The following is a 15,389-nucleotide window of genomic DNA, read 5'->3' as shown; positions in this document are numbered from 1 at the left end:
AAATGATGCTCGCGTTAGGTATGTTTGTTTTTATGCGCCAGACGCTGCCACACCAGACCATGCAGCGTGAATCAGATTATCGCTGGCCGTCAAATTCCCGTTTCGGTAAACGGGATGCCTACCAGTTTCTCGGTGTGGGTGAGGAAAACATGACGCTTGCCGGTGTGCTTTATCCTGAACTGACCGGCGGAAAGCTGACGGTGACCACGCTCAGACTGATGGCAGAGGAAGGCCGGGCGTGGCCGTTGCTGGATGGCACCGGCATGATTTACGGCATGTATGTCATCAGCAGGGTGAGTGAAACAGGGAGTATTTTCTTTGCAGACGGCACACCCCGGAAAATTGATTTTACGCTGTCGCTCACCCGCGTTGATGAATCACTGGCCGCGCTTTATGGCGATATCGGTAAACAGGCGGAATCGCTCATCGGTAAGGCTGGCAGTATGGCGACCAGATTCACGGGTATGACGGGGGCGGGATAATGCTGGATGCGCTGACATTTGATGCAGGCAGTACACTGACGCCGGATTATATGCTGATGCTCGACAGCAGGGATATTACCGGCAATATCAGCGACCGTCTGATGAGCATGACCCTGACGGATAACCGGGGCTTTGAGGCTGACCAGCTTGATATTGAACTGAATGATGCCGACGGGCAGGTCGGGCTGCCGGTTCGTGGCGCTGTCCTGACGGTGTATATCGGCTGGAAAGGTTTTGCCCTGGTATGCAAAGGGAAATTTACCGTTGATGAGGTCGAACACCGGGGCGCGCCGGATGTGGTCACCATCCGCGCCCGGAGTGCAGATTTTCGCGGGACGCTCAATTCCCGCCGTGAAGGCTCCTGGCATGACACCACGCTCGGTGCGATTGTTGAGGCGATAGCCTCCCGTAACAGGCTGGAAGCCAGTGTCGCGCCGTCACTGGCAGGAATTAAAATCCCGCACATCGACCAGTCGCAGGAGTCCGACGCGAAATTCCTGACCCGTCTTGCAGAACGCAACGGCGGTGAGGTGTCGGTAAAAATGGGAAAACTGTTGTTTCTCAAAGCGGGGCAGGGGGTGACGGCCAGTGGTAAAAAAATCCCGCAGGTCACCATCACTCGTAGCGACGGCGACCGCCATCATTTTGCGATTGCTGACCGTGGAGCCTATACCGGCGTAACGGCAAAGTGGTTACACACCAAAGACCCGAAGCCGCAAAAGCAGAAGGTAAAACTGAAACGCAAAAAGAAAGAGAAACACCTGCGCGCACTGGAGCACCCGAAAGCGAAACCGGTCAGGCAGAAGAAAGCGCCTAAAGTACCGGAAGCGCGCGAAGGTGAATACATGGCCGGTGAGGCTGACAACGTTTTTGCCCTGACCACGGTATATGCCACAAAAGCGCAGGCCATGCGCGCCGCTCAGGCGAAGTGGGATAAACTGCAACGGGGCGTTGCGGAGTTCTCCATCAGCCTGGCTACCGGTCGGGCAGATATTTACACGGAAACACCGGTCAAAGTGTCTGGCTTTAAGCGCGTCATAGACGAGCAGGACTGGACAATCACTAAGGTGACACACTTTCTGAATAATTCCGGCTTCACGACGTCCTTAGAGCTTGAGGTCAGGCTTTCTGATGTGGAGTACGAAACAGAAGATGATGAGTGATGTTTTTATTTTATCTGTTTGTTTTATAAGGATAAATTAACTAAAATGGCACCATCAACAAAACCGGAAGAGGTGCTCGCGATGTTTCATTGTCCTTTATGCCAGCATGCCGCACATGCGCGTACAAGTCGCTATATCACTGACACGACAAAAGAGCGTTATCACCAGTGCCAGAACGTGAATTGCAGCGCCACGTTCATCACTTATGAGTCGGTACAGCGATACATCGTGAAGCCGGGAGAAGTCCACGCCGTAAGACCGCACCCGTTGCCGTCAGGGCAGCAAATTATGTGGATGTAATTACAAACAGGAAGCCCCTCAGTCGAGGGGCTTTTTTGTCGATGTGGTCAATGTGTGGACGTGACCAGAAATAAATCCTTTTATTTCATTGTATTACGCGTAAAAAATAAGCCCGTGTAAGGGAGATTACACAGGCTAAGGAGGTGGTTCCTGGTACAGCTAGCATTTTATGGGTTATGTTTTTCAGCGAAACGGATGATAACCTTAATAAATGCAGCTGTATGTGATCGGTTTCTAAGAATTTTCCATCCGGGAAAAATAATCGAAATTAATCACTTACCGTGGGGGTTACGCGTGGTTTCCCCGGAGAAATTTCGCATCAGCAGCGCGTAATTTAGCTCAAGATCCTGCGGGACCGGGATCCACACAGTATAACCATCGCCAGGTGCGACCGGCATTGCTTCGCCTTTGGCGTTTTCCATATGCTCAAGGGTAAAGTTAATGTTCCCTTGCGGCGTCATCAGCTCAAGGCTGTCGCCAACGGAGAATTTATTTTTCACCGCTACCGCCGCGAGGTCGCCCTTGCGCTCACCGGTAAACTCACCAACAAACTGCTGGCGGTCAGAAACTGAATAACCGTATTCGTAGTTCTGATAATCGTCGTGAGTATGACGACGCAGGAAACCTTCGGTATAGCCACGATGCGCCAGACCTTCCAGAGTTTCCAGCAGGCTGGTATCGAATGGTTTTCCCGCAGCTGCGTCATCGATAGCTTTACGGTAAACCTGCGCGGTGCGTGCGCAATAGTAGAAAGATTTTGTACGACCTTCGATTTTCAGCGAATGCACGCCCATTTTGGTCAGGCGTTCAACGTGGGCGATAGCGCGCAGATCTTTCGAGTTCATGATGTAAGTGCCGTGCTCATCTTCAAACGCGGTCATATACTCGCCCGGACGCTGAGCTTCTTCGATCATAAACACTTTGTCGGTTGGCGCGCCGATACCCAGCGTCGGCTCAACATTTTGCACCGGAATCGGCTCGTACTTGTGCACGATGTTGCCAACGTCATCTTCTTTCCCTTCCTGGACGTTGTACTCCCAGCGGCAGGCGTTGGTGCAGGTGCCCTGGTTCGGGTCGCGCTTGTTGATATAGCCAGAGAGCAGGCAGCGACCGGAGTAGGCCATGCACAGCGCGCCGTGAACGAAGATCTCTACCTCCATATCCGGCACCTGATTGCGGATCTCTTCAATCTCTTCCAGCGACAGCTCGCGAGAGAGGATCACGCGGGTCAGGCCCATTTGCTGCCAGAATTTCACCGTCGCCCAGTTCACGGCGTTAGCCTGTACCGAGAGATGGATCGGCATTTCAGGGAAGTGCTCACGCACCAGCATAATCAGCCCTGGATCGGACATTATTAGCGCATCCGGCCCCATTTCCACCACCGGTTTCAGGTCACGGATAAAGGTTTTCAGCTTGGCGTTGTGCGGTGCAATGTTGACCACAACATAAAACTTTTTCCCCAGCGCGTGGGCTTCATTAATGCCGAGCTGAAGATTTTCGTGGTTGAATTCGTTGTTGCGCACACGCAGGGAGTAACGCGGCTGGCCCGCATAAACAGCATCTGCGCCATAAGCGAAAGCGTAACGCATATTTTTCAGCGTTCCCGCCGGGGAAAGGAGTTCCGGTTTAAACATAATTCTCTCGTTCTGATGACAGGTCAGATCCGCTTCACCTGATGAAGCGGTTGGGGGAGTGCCCCCACTTTAAGGGCGGGCATTGTAGCGCTGTGGGGGGATCTGGTAAAGCGCCGGACGCCAACAACCCACGCCCGGCATCGTCATTACGTATTGTCTTTCACCGTCTGGCTTGTGCCATTGGCTTTAACGGAGGCAATTCCGGTTTCACGAGATTGCGCGGTGGCGTACATCTGGCTGGAGCCGATAATTTGATGATTGGCGGCTTTCAGATTAAAATAGAATTTGCCGTTGCTTGCCGTTTTTTTCTCATAGCGTTCTTCTTGTGGGCTGTTGCTACGCACTGACGCGATGCCCTTTTCCGCAGAGGCTTTTGAGGTATACAGCTCGCTGGTGAGGATAGTCTCACCATTGCCCGCTTTTAGCACAAACCGGAATTGATTATCACTGCTCCTACTGAGTTCAAACCAACCAGCCATAATGACTCCTTGATTGAAATTGCGTATCGAAAACAGCATCTAAAAGGACTGTTTGCCGATTAAAGTATGAGCGATTTTCAGGTGCTTGCCAGGGCGGAGAGATAATGTCAGATAGCCGAAAATGCGCGGGATAATGCTGCCGGATGCGGCGTGAATGCCTTCTCCGGCAGGTAAAAATGTTAAACGATGCGGCAGGCGTCGGCTTCCCAGCGATAACCGACACCGTAGACGGCGCGGATAAAAGACTGCTCTTCGTCCAGAGCTTCCAGCTTGCGACGCAGGTTTTTAATGTGGCTGTCGATGGTGCGGTCAGTTACTACGCGGTAGTCGTCATAAAGATGATTGAGCAATTGCTCGCGGGAGAACACTTTTCCTGGTTCATGAGAGAGTGTTTTCAGCAGACGAAATTCCGCAGGCGTCAGGTCAAGCATTTTACCGCGCCATGAAGCCTGAAAACGACCTTCGTCGATAATCAACGGGCTTTCAGCATCCTGTTGCTGCAACTCACGCTGCGGTTTGCAACGGCGCAAAATGGTTTTGACGCGTGCTACCACTTCCCGTGGGCTGTACGGCTTGCAGATATAATCATCTGCGCCAATCTCTAGCCCGAGCAGGCGGTCGATCTCTTCGATTTTTGCTGTCACCATCACGATCGGAATGTCAGAAAAACGACGAATCTCCCGACACAACGTCAGGCCATCGGTGCCAGGGAGCATCAGATCCAACAGGATCAGATCCGGTGGTGTCTGGCGCACATATGGCAGTACCTGATCGCCGTGGCTGATAAGCGTCGGCGCATAGCTCGCAGCACGCAGATAATCAATAAGCAACTGCCCCAGCTTCGGTTCATCTTCCACGATCAAAATACGTGGCGTGTTTTCGTCGATTGGTAACTCGGTCATACTTCTCTCTGTAAATCCCGTTCCAGCGGTAACTCTACTGTAATGCTTACCCCGCCAAAAGGCGAATGAGCGGCAACAATGCGACCATTATGTGCTTCAACAATGTTAAGACAAATAGCCAGCCCCAGGCCGGAACCGCCGCTGGCACGGTTGCGGGAACCTTCGGTGCGATAAAAACGCTCAAACAATTTTTGCAGTTGATCGTCACTAACGCCCGGTGCACTGTCGGCAAAGGTCAGGCGCACCGTTTTGTCATGTTGCTCGGCAGAGATATGCAGGCTGCCGCCGCTGTCGGTATAGCGCAGGCTGTTTTCCAGTAAGTTATTGAACAACTGCATTAAACGATCGCGATCGCCAAATACGGTAATGCTGTCTGGTAGGGAAAATTGCAGTTTCAGCCCGCGGCTGGCGAAACGCTCACGAAATGCGCCACCCGCGACTTCCAGTAGCGGGATCAGATCCACCGACGATTTCTGGTAGGCGAGAGCGCCTTCATCAGACATCGACAATTGATGAAGATCATCCACCAGTTTGGTCAGTGTACCGACCTCTGCCTGTAAAGAAGCCACCGTCTCCGGCGTGAATTTACGCACGCCATCCTGAATAGCTTCCAGTTCGCCGCGCAGTACCGCTAAAGGCGTGCGCAGCTCGTGGGAGATATCGGCCATAAAATCGCGGCGCATCTGTTGGTTTTTCTCCAGCGTGCTGGCGAGCTGGTTGAAGTCTTGCGCCAGTTTGCCCAATTCATCTTCGCTGGTGGGCGTCACGCGAGTAGTGAAATCGCCCGCTGCCAGTTTGTGTGTACCGTCCACCAGTCGTTTGACCGGAGCCAGCAAACCGCGCGCCAGTGGGAATGTCGCCAGCGCCGCTAACAAGGTAGATAAAGCGACAATCAGCCAACTGGTTTGCCTCTGTTGTCTGTCAAAATTGATGTCGGTATTGCGGGTCAGTCGTTCAACAGGGGAGGCGATCACCGCACCCACTTCCGCCCCATTGACCATAATGGGCCGCCGTGTGCCGTCTGGTGGAATCGGTGCTCGCGGGCCAACCAGCACTTTGTTGTTTTGATCAACCACCCAGAATTGCGTGCGCCAACCGTGTGGCGGCATACCGGGGCCGGGCTTATCTTCGTTGTTATCATGCTCCAGCGAACGTAGGATCTGAAATACAAAGCGATCGTTATTACGCAGGAAGCGCCAGTTCCCGTGCTGGGCGTACTGCTCACCAAGCGCATCGCCGAGCATTTGCAGCCGTTGTTCATTACCATGCTTGATGTAATCGATAAAGCCGCGCTCAAAACTGATACGTACCGCCCAGTGCATCGTGATCAATAAGACAATGCAGGTGGCGAAAATCGCCAGAAACAGTTTGCCGGTAATACCGGGTCGCCAGAACTTCATTGCGCGCTCCTTTTTCGTCGCGAAATAGCGACATTTTGATGCGTATCGTTTGGCACTCTGGCAAAGACAAACGCCGGAAGGGCGATGATAAACGCCATGCTAAGCCAGGTGTACATAAAGACGGTTTGTGTGGTGCTGCTGTCTACGCTGACATGCTGTGAACCAAAAAGCCCCAGCAACAGCCCGGCGATGGTGACGCCGATACTCATCGATAATTGCATAATCATCGACAGCAGGCTGTTGCCGCTGCTCGCCAGATTGTCTGGTAGATCTTTCAGCGTCAGGGTGTTCATGGAGGAGAAACGTGTCGAGTTGACCATTCCTTGTAAAAACAGGACGAACGGCAAAACGTAGTACCAGCCCAGCAGCGCGGTAGTCATAAACAGCAGGGTGACCAGCGACAGGCCCAGCGTGGTCGCCACCAGTACCCGACGATAACCAAAGCGATTCACCACCTGCACTACAATTCGCTTCATTCCCATGCTGCCGAGCACCATCGGGATCATCATCAATCCGGCATGAAACGGCGAGAAACCGAGGCCAATCTGTAAGAAAACCGGTGTCATAAAGGGCAACATGCCACTGCCGATACGTCCGGCAAAGCTCCCCGCCAGGCCCAGCGAAAAGGTACGAGTGCGGAACAGTTTCAGACTGAACAGGGCGCGGTTGTTGTTTCTGGCGTGCAGCAGATAAAGCACCAGTGCCACCACGCCAATCGCTGCCAGTCCGGCAATCGCCTGCGGTGAAAGTCCCGTGCCTTTACTGCCATCCAGCGCCAGCGTTAATACCGCCATGCCGACCGCCAGCAACAAAAAACCGGAGAGATCGAAACGCCGCGTCTGCATGGTGTAGTTTGGCATTAACATCAGCGTGGCGATCGCACCGATAATCCCTACCGGAATGTTGATCAAAAAGATCCAGTGCCAGGACGCGTATTCCACCAGCAGGCCGCCGAGCGCCGGACCAAGCAGCGGACCGACTTGCCCGGGCAGCGTAACAAAGGTCATCGCCGCCATATATTGCTCGCGCGGTACAATTTTCATCACCGTCAACCTGCCAACCGGCACCATCATCGCGCCGCCAACGCCCTGTAACGCGCGTGCCAGCAACAGTTCGTTTAGCGTGCCGGAAAGCGCGCAAAACAGTGAACCGAGAGTAAACAGTACGATGGCGGTAAAGAAAATATTGCGCACGCCGACTTTGTCCGCCAGCCAGCCGCTGGCGGGCAGCATCACCGCCACGGTCAGTACATAAGAGACAATGACCATGTGCATATGCAACGGACTTTCCCCAAGGCTTTGCGCCATTGAGGGAAGGGCGGTGTTTACGATGGTGGTGTCCAGCGACTGCATAAAGAAGCCGAAAGCCACAATCCACAATTGCCAGCGGGTGCTGTCGGGAAGATCTGTCATTTACTCGGTTACCGTTTGTTTAGGTTTACGCGAAAAACGCAGCCGCAGACGGTCAAAAAAGAGATACACCACTGGCGTGGTATACAGCGTCAGAAGCTGGCTCATTACCAGACCTCCGACAATGGTGATCCCCAGGGGTTGGCGCAGCTCCGAGCCGTCACCGCCCGACAATACCAACGGCAGCGCACCAAACAGCGCCGCCAGGGTAGTCATCATAATCGGGCGAAAACGCAGCAGACAGGCCTGGAAAATAGCTTCCTGCGGCGTCAGGTTACCGTGCCGTTGGGCTTCGAGCGCAAAATCGACCATCATAATAGCGTTTTTCTTCACGATGCCGATTAATAGCATGATCCCTATCAGGGCGATTAGGCTGAACGGGGCATTGAACAGCTCCAGCGCCAACAGCGCTCCAACGCCCGCCGAGGGCAGGGTGGAGAGAATCGTCAATGGATGTACGTAACTCTCGTAAAGGATACCCAGCACGATATACACCGTGGCGATGGCTGCGATAATCAGGATCACCTGCGAGTTCATCGTCTCCTGGAATACCTGCGCTGTTCCGGCAAAACTGCCGCGCACCGTCGAAGGCACACCTAGCTGGGTCATTGCGCGGTCAATCGCCGCACTGGCGTCCGAGAGCGATTTTCCGGTCGGCAAGTTGAACGAGATGGTCGAGGCCGCCGATAATCCCTGATGATTCACCGACAGCGGGGCATTCGCCGGTTGCCATTTAGCGAAATACGACAGCGGGATCGCTTTTCCTTCGTTATTAATGACGAACATTTTTTCCAGTGCACTGATGTCCTGGGTATAGCGTGGATCCACTTCCATCACCACTTTATACTGGTTCATGGGCTGGTAAATGGTCGAGATTTGCCGCTGCCCGAAGGCGTTATTCAACAGGCTGTTGGCGGCCTGCACGTCGATTCCCAGTCGTGCCATAGTGTCGCGGTCGTAAACCAGATTCATCTCCGCGCCGTTATCCTGCTGGTCGGAATTCACGTCCGCCAGTTCCGGTAACGTTGCCAGTTTTTTGCGGATTTTCGGCTCCCATTCGCGCAGCGCCGCCAGGTCGTCGGACAGCAACGTGTACTGATAACTGGCGTTCGACTGACGTCCGCCAACGCGAATATCTTGCACCGCCATCAGGAACAGATTCGCTCCCGGTTCTTTCGCCAGCTTCACCCGTAGACGGTCGATAATTTGCTGCGCCGTTTCGCTGCGCTCGTCGCGTGGTTTGAGAGTGATAAACATCATCCCACTGTTCACCCGCGAGCCACCGGTAAAGCCGGTGACATTATCCACTGCCGGATCGTCACGGATAATTTTCATGAAATCCTGCAACTTACCGCGCATCGCCTGAAACGAAATGCTCTGATCCGCCTGTATCCCGCCCATCAACACGCCGGTGTCCTGCTCCGGGAAGAAGGTTTTCGGGATCGAGATATACAGCCAGATATTCAGCGCAATGGTGCCAAGCAGCACTACACCCACCAGACGGGTATGATTGAGCACCCATTTCAGCGACTTGCCGTAGCCTTGTTGCAGAGCAACCAACATGCGACCAAAACCACGCAGACGCTTTTGCTCGCGCGGCTTGCTGGCTTTTAGCATCCAGCCGCACATCATCGGCGTTAACGTCAGGGAAACCAGCAACGAAATACCAATGGCGACAGAAAGCGTCACGGCAAATTCGCGTAACAGTCGGCCCGGCAATCCGCCCATCAACAGCAGCGGCAGGAACACCGCCACCAGCGACAGACTCATCGACAGCACCGTAAAGCCGACTTCGCGAGTACCTTGCAGCGCGGCTTGCAACGGTTTCATCCCCGCTTCCAGATGACGGGCAATGTTTTCCAGCACCACGATGGCATCATCCACCACAAAGCCAGTGGCGATGGTCAGCGCCATTAACGAAAGATTATTGAGACTGAAACCACACAGATACATCGCGGCAAACGTACCAATCAGCGAAACCGGCACCGCAACGGCGGGAATAGTAGTGGCGCGACCCGAGCGCAGGAATAAAAACACCACCAGAATCACCAGCGCCACCGAGATAATCAGCGTTTGCTCGACTTCCTCCAGTGAGGCGCGAATGGTGGGGGAGCGATCCTGGGCAATTTGCAGATCAATCGCCGCCGGAATGGTCTCCTGCAACTCCGGTAATTTTGCCCGGATGCTGTCAACCGTCTGGATAATATTGGCTTCCGGCAGCTTGCGGATCATCAGCAAAATAGCCGGTTTAGCGTTGGTCATCCCGGCGTTGCGCACATCCTGCACCGAATCGGTCACCGTCGCCACATCGCCCAGACGAACCGCGCCGCCGTTGTTGTAATGAATAATCAGCGGTTGGTATTCGGTAGCGGTTTTTAGCTCATCATTGGTCTGTATCTGCCAGCGGTGAGTGCCATCTTCCAGCGCCCCCTGCGGTTTACGCACGTTGGCATTGCTGATGGCAGTGCGCACATCGTCCAGCGAGACGCCCTGATTAAACAGCGCCTGCGGGTTCAGCCCAACGCGCACGGCGGGCAACGAGCTGCCGCCGACATCGACATCACCGACGCCGTCGATTTGCGAAATTGTCGGAGCCAGTTGCGTCGAGGCGAAATCGTACAGTTCACCTTGCGAATAAGTATCGGATGTCAGCGTGAGGATCATAATTGGCGCATCCGAAGGATTCGCTTTGCGATAGGTCGGACGGCTTGGCATCCCACTGGGCAGCAAACTTTGCGCGGCGTTGATCGCCGCCTGCACATCGCGCGCCGCGCCGTTGATATCCCGGTCAAAATCAAACTGCAAAATAATACGCGTGCTGCCAAGCGAACTGCTGGAGGTCATTTCACTGACCCCGGCGATGCGCCCAAGTGAGCGCTCCAGCGGCGTGGCGACGGAAGACGCCATTGTCTCCGGTGATGCACCGGGCAGCGAGGCGCTGACCATAATCACCGGAAAATCGACCTGTGGCAGCGGGGCGACCGGCAGCATACGGAAACCCAGTATTCCGCACAGGGTAATGGCGACCGACAGTAAAATCGTCGCCACCGGGCGGTAAATGAAGAGGGCAAAAAACTTCACTTACGCCTCCTCTTCATGACGGACAAAGCGACTTTTGGTCCACAATGCCAGGCGGTCGAACAGCAGATAAATCACCGGCGTGGTGAACAGCGTCAGCACCTGGCTAACAATCAGGCCGCCGACCATGCCGATGCCTAACGGACGACGTAGTTCCGCGCCGACTCCGGTGCTCAACATCAGCGGCAGCGCGCCAAGCAGTGCCGCCAGAGTGGTCATCAGGATCGGACGAAAACGCAGCAAACAGGCCTGGTAAATTGCATCGCGCGGCGACATGCCTTGCTCGCGCTCGGCAGCCAGCGCGAAGTCGATCATCATGATGGCGTTTTTCTTCACAATACCGATCAGCAAAATAATGCCGATGATGGCGATCACATCCAGCTCACTTCCGGCAATCATTAGCGCCAGCAGTGCGCCAACACCTGCCGTTGGCAACGTCGAGAGAATGGTGATCGGGTGGATAAAGCTCTCGTACAGAATGCCGAGCACGATATACATCGCCACCACCGCTGCGACAATCAGCCAGACAGTGCTGCCCAATGCCGACTGGAAGGCGAGGGTGCTGCCCTGGAATTGTGTGGTGATATCCACCGGCAGATTCAGTGTCTTTTCGGTATCCATAATTGCCTGCACCGCATCACCGAGAGAATAGTTATCCGGCACGTTAAAGGAGATGGTCGTTACCGGGAACTGATCCAGATGGTTGATGGAGAGCGGCGCAAAACGCTGCTCAATTTTGGCAATTGAGCTTAACGGCACCACGCCACCGTCGCTGCTGGTCAGGCGAATGGTATCCAGCGCCGCAAGCCCTGGGGTATTTTCGGTATTGTGCTCCAGCACCACGCGATACTGGTTAGCCTGAGTATAAATAGTGGAAATCAGCCGCTGACCAAACGCGTTGTACAGGGCGTTATCGACGTCCGCCATGCTGATCCCCAGACGGCTGGCGCTGTCGCGATCAACATTGACATACGCCACCAGCCCTTTGTCCTGCCAATCGCTGGAGACATCAGAAAGCTGCGGCAGCTGCTGGAGTTTTTCCACGAGTTGCGGCACCCAGGTACTGAGCGCATCCAGCGATGTGGCCTGCAAGGTAAACTGGTACTGGGTGCGGCTGACCTGAGTATCGATAGTCAGATCCTGCGTTGGTTGCAGGAAGAGATCGACACCCGGCACTTTATCGACCGCCGATTGCAGACGGGAGATAACTTTTTGCACCCGGTCATCACGTTCATCCAACGGTTTGAGGTTGATCTGTAAACGCGCACTGTTCAGCGACGGGTTAGTGCCATCAACGCCAACAAACGAGGTCAGACTTTGCACTGCCGGATCCTGCAAAATCACATCCGCGACCTGGCGTTGCCGCTGGGCCATATTGGCAAAGGAGCTGGACTGCGGTGCCTGCAAAGTGCCCTGAATAATGCCGTTGTCCTGTACCGGGAAGAAACCTTTCGGAATGAACACCCACAATAGAACGCTCAGCAGCAGCGTGCTGAGCGCCACGCTTAAGGTCAGCCACGGATGATTCAGCACTTTCGCCAGTCCACGACCATAGGCGGCAATTATCCTGTCGAACATTTTTTCCGAGGCCCGGGAGAAGCGGTTCTGTTTACGCAGCGACTCCTGGCTGAGCATCCGCGCGCACATCATCGGTGTCAGGGTCAGCGACACCACGGCTGAGATCAAAATCGCTACCGCCAGGGTAATGGCAAATTCGCGGAACAGTCGCCCGACGATATCGCCCATAAACAGCAGCGGGATCAGCACTGCAATCAGTGAGAAGGTCAGCGAGATTATGGTAAAGCCGATTTCACCCGCGCCCTTGAGCGCCGCCGCCAACGGTTTTTCGCCTTTTTCGATATAGCGGGAAATGTTTTCGATCACCACGATGGCGTCATCGACCACGAATCCGGTGGCGATGGTTAACGCCATCAGCGTCAGGTTATTGATTGAAAAATCGAGAAACACCATAACCGCAAAGGTGCCAATTAACGACAGCGGCACCGCGACGCCAGGAATGATGGTCGCCGGAATATTGCGCAGAAACAGGTAGATAATCATGACTACCAGCGCGATAGCCATCATCAGCTCAAACTGGGTATCGTCGACCGATGCGCGGATATTGGTAGTGCGATCGGAAAGTACCGTCACCTTCACCGATTTCGGCAGACTCTCGGTGAGCTGTGGCAGCATCTGCCGGATGCTGTCGGCGGTAGAGATAATGTTAGCACCGGGCTGGCGCTGAACATTCATCACAATGGCCTGTTCTTTGTTCGCCCATGCGCCAAGCCAACTGTTTTCTGCGCCTTGTTCAACGGTTGCGACATCACCAAGACGAATCGGCGCGCCGTTCTGGTAGGCGATAATCAACTGGCGATATTCATCTGCAGATTGCATCTGGTCGTTCGCGGAAAGCGTGACCGCGCGGGAAGGGCCGTCGAGGCTACCTTTAGCCGAGTTAACGTTAGCGCCGGTAATGGCGGTGCGCACGGTTTCGCTGGTCAGGCCGAGGGCGGCAATCGCCTGGGCGTTAAGTTTGACGCGAACAGCCGGACGCTGACCGCCGGAAAGCGTCACCAGCCCGACGCCGGAAATCTGCGAGATCTTCTGCGCGACGCGGGTTTCCACCATGTCTTCCACTTGCGTCATCGGCATGGCGGTTGATGTGACGGCAAGCGTCATGATCGGCGGATCTGCCGGGTTCACTTTGCTGTAAACCGGCGGGTTAGGCAGATCGCTCGGCAACAAGTTGGTCGCAGCGTTAATCGCGGCCTGCACTTCCTGCTCGGCGACATCCAGCGGTAATGTTAGCTGGAACTGCAAAGTGATAACTGACGCGCCGCCGGAACTTTGCGACGACATCTGTTTCAGGCCGGACATCTGCCCGAACTGGCGTTCGAGCGGTGCGGTAACGGCAGAGGTCATGACATCCGGGCTGGCACCTGGGTAGAGGGTGACCACCTGAATGGTTGGATAGTCCACTTCCGGCAGCGCCGAAACGGGCAGGGCACGATAACCGATAATCCCGGCGAGTAAGATCGCCACCATCAGCAGCGTGGTGGCGACAGGACGCATAATAAACAGGCGCGACGGGCCGCCTGTGCTGCTCGGGGGTAACACCTGCATCAGGAGCGTGCTCCTTTTTTCACGTATTCGCGGCTGGTGGCTTTCTCTTCCGAAGTGGTGGCGCTTTGAGCTTCAACCACTTCCACTTTCGCCCCTTCGGTCAGACGATCAATGCCATCCGTCACTACGCGGTCGCCTGCAGAAATACCTGCGCGGATCACCACTTTCTGACTGTCCTGAATGCCCGGCGTCACCAGATGTTTGCTGACTTTGTTTTCGCTATTCAGCACCCAGACAAAATGGCCTTCGTTGCCCATTTGCAGGGCGGCGGTGGGGATCACCACGGCGTTTTGTTCGGTGTCGACTAACATGCGAGCGTTAACAAACTGATTGGGAAACAGCGCATCATCCTGATTATTAAAGCGTGCTTTCACTTTAATCGTACCGGTAGTGGCATCGATTTGGTTATCGAGACTTAACAGCGTGCCTTCACTTAATTTCTTCGAGTTGGTGCGATCCCAGGCTTCAACAACCAGCGGTTTTCCGGCTTTTTGCGCCTGTACTACGGTAGTGATATCGCTTTCCGGCAGGGTAAAGAGCAAATCGATAGGATGCGTCTGGGTGATCACCACAATCCCGGTGGTATCACCACTGGAGATTTGGTTACCAACATCAACCTGCTTGAGACCAACGCGACCATCGACTGGTGCGGTGATGCGGCTCCAGTCGAGTTGCAGCTGCGCACTGGCGACGCTCGCTTCATCAGCCTTAATGGTACCTTCGGTTTCACTGACCAGCGCCTGTTGGGCATCCAATTCCTGACGGGAGACGAGATTGGTTTTTGCCAGTTGCTGATAACGCGCTAAATCACGGCGGGCGTTGGCTAGCGTGGCTTTATCTTTTGCCAGTTGCCCCTGAGCTTGTGCTAATGCAACTTTGAACTGGCTGGGGTCAATTTCTGCCAGTAAATCGCCTGCTTTGACCTGCTGACCCTCCTGGAAATGTAATGCCATCAGTTGACCATCTACGCGACTGCGCACCGTAACGGTGTTAGCAGCGGTAATCGTACCAAGCCCGGTGAGGTAACGCGGAACCGCCTGTTCCACGGCAGTTGCTGCCTGAACCGGGGCCAATGGGCCGGAACGCATACCACGGCGGCCACCGGCTGGCGACTGCTGTGCTTGCTTCGTCGCACCTGGCGCTGCGCTCTGGGATTCATTGCGGCCTTGCCAGAACCAGAAAGCGGCGATGGCGGCGATAACCACCACGATTACGATTACCCAACGGGATTTATAACTGCCTTTCATCGTTAAGAGTTTCTCTTCCTGAAACGTTTCGCGGAATGATACTAGTGTAGCCAGCCAATAAGGGAGAAAAATGGAGGAATTATGAAACACTGTCGGGAATCGTCTGAATGACGGGCACTTTTGCGAGCACGCATCCAGTAATAACACAGGAAACTATTTTATCTACGCG

The 15,389-nt window shown here is 54.5% G+C and carries 11 protein-coding genes; 3 read left to right on the top strand and 8 right to left on the bottom strand.

The window, feature by feature from the left end:
* Nucleotides 1-2 precede the first annotated feature (2 nt).
* The 3 genes from QUE74_RS13435 (at nucleotide 3) to ogrK (ending at nucleotide 1,945) form a co-directional block, all read left to right on the top strand.
* A complete protein-coding gene (locus QUE74_RS13435) occupies nucleotides 3-482 on the top strand; it encodes a phage tail protein (protein WP_000978877.1) in 480 nt (159 codons plus the stop codon).
* Nucleotides 482-1,645: a phage late control D family protein gene (locus QUE74_RS13430; protein ID WP_000882973.1), complete on the top strand. Its 1,164-nt coding sequence runs from the start codon at nucleotides 482-484 to the stop codon at nucleotides 1,643-1,645. The genes QUE74_RS13435 and QUE74_RS13430 overlap by 1 nt, the downstream gene beginning before the upstream one ends.
* Nucleotides 1,646-1,726: 81 nt before the next feature.
* Entirely contained in the window at nucleotides 1,727-1,945 is a 219-nt protein-coding gene (ogrK, locus tag QUE74_RS13425) for a prophage transcriptional regulator OgrK (RefSeq protein WP_000468308.1), read from the top strand.
* Nucleotides 1,946-2,217: 272 nt separating this feature from the next.
* Here ogrK and trhP read toward each other — a convergent pair whose 3' ends face one another.
* The 8 genes from trhP to mdtA form a co-directional block, all read right to left on the bottom strand.
* Nucleotides 2,218-3,579 carry a prephenate-dependent tRNA uridine(34) hydroxylase TrhP gene (gene trhP, locus QUE74_RS13420; RefSeq protein ID WP_000476037.1) on the bottom strand — a complete coding sequence of 454 codons (1,362 nt, stop codon included), beginning with the start codon at nucleotides 3,577-3,579 and terminating at the stop codon, nucleotides 2,218-2,220.
* A 146-nt stretch (nucleotides 3,580-3,725) separates the two neighbouring features.
* Nucleotides 3,726-4,058, bottom strand: coding sequence for a YegP family protein (locus tag QUE74_RS13415; protein ID WP_001364219.1), 333 nt, complete (start codon nucleotides 4,056-4,058; stop codon nucleotides 3,726-3,728).
* A gap of 179 nt (nucleotides 4,059-4,237) precedes the next feature.
* Nucleotides 4,238-4,960: an envelope stress response regulator BaeR gene (gene baeR / locus QUE74_RS13410; RefSeq protein WP_000137876.1), complete on the bottom strand. Its 723-nt coding sequence runs from the start codon at nucleotides 4,958-4,960 to the stop codon at nucleotides 4,238-4,240.
* Nucleotides 4,957-6,360 (bottom strand): envelope stress sensor histidine kinase BaeS, encoded by a 1,404-nt coding sequence (gene baeS, locus QUE74_RS13405; protein WP_000675173.1) that lies wholly within the window; start codon nucleotides 6,358-6,360, stop codon nucleotides 4,957-4,959. The genes baeR and baeS overlap by 4 nt, the downstream gene beginning before the upstream one ends.
* A complete protein-coding gene (locus tag QUE74_RS13400; RefSeq protein WP_000130899.1) occupies nucleotides 6,357-7,772 on the bottom strand; it encodes an MFS transporter in 1,416 nt (471 codons plus the stop codon). The genes baeS and QUE74_RS13400 overlap by 4 nt, the downstream gene beginning before the upstream one ends.
* Nucleotides 7,773-10,850, bottom strand: a complete 3,078-nt coding sequence (mdtC, locus tag QUE74_RS13395) for a multidrug efflux RND transporter permease subunit MdtC (RefSeq protein WP_000667575.1) — start codon at nucleotides 10,848-10,850, stop codon at nucleotides 7,773-7,775. It abuts the gene before it with no gap.
* Nucleotides 10,851-13,973: a multidrug efflux RND transporter permease subunit MdtB gene (gene mdtB / locus QUE74_RS13390; RefSeq protein ID WP_001197844.1), complete on the bottom strand. Its 3,123-nt coding sequence runs from the start codon at nucleotides 13,971-13,973 to the stop codon at nucleotides 10,851-10,853.
* Nucleotides 13,973-15,220 carry a multidrug efflux RND transporter subunit MdtA gene (gene mdtA / locus QUE74_RS13385; protein WP_000679024.1) on the bottom strand — a complete coding sequence of 416 codons (1,248 nt, stop codon included), beginning with the start codon at nucleotides 15,218-15,220 and terminating at the stop codon, nucleotides 13,973-13,975. Before mdtA ends, mdtB begins: the two co-directional genes overlap by 1 nt.
* Nucleotides 15,221-15,389: the final 169 nt, after the last annotated feature.

The organism is Escherichia sp. 10290, assembly GCF_030295155.1.
Taxonomy (GTDB): domain Bacteria; phylum Pseudomonadota; class Gammaproteobacteria; order Enterobacterales; family Enterobacteriaceae; genus Escherichia; species Escherichia coli_F.
The sequence above is the reverse complement of the archived record's forward strand: the minus strand, read 5'-3'. Positions and strand labels throughout refer to the sequence as shown.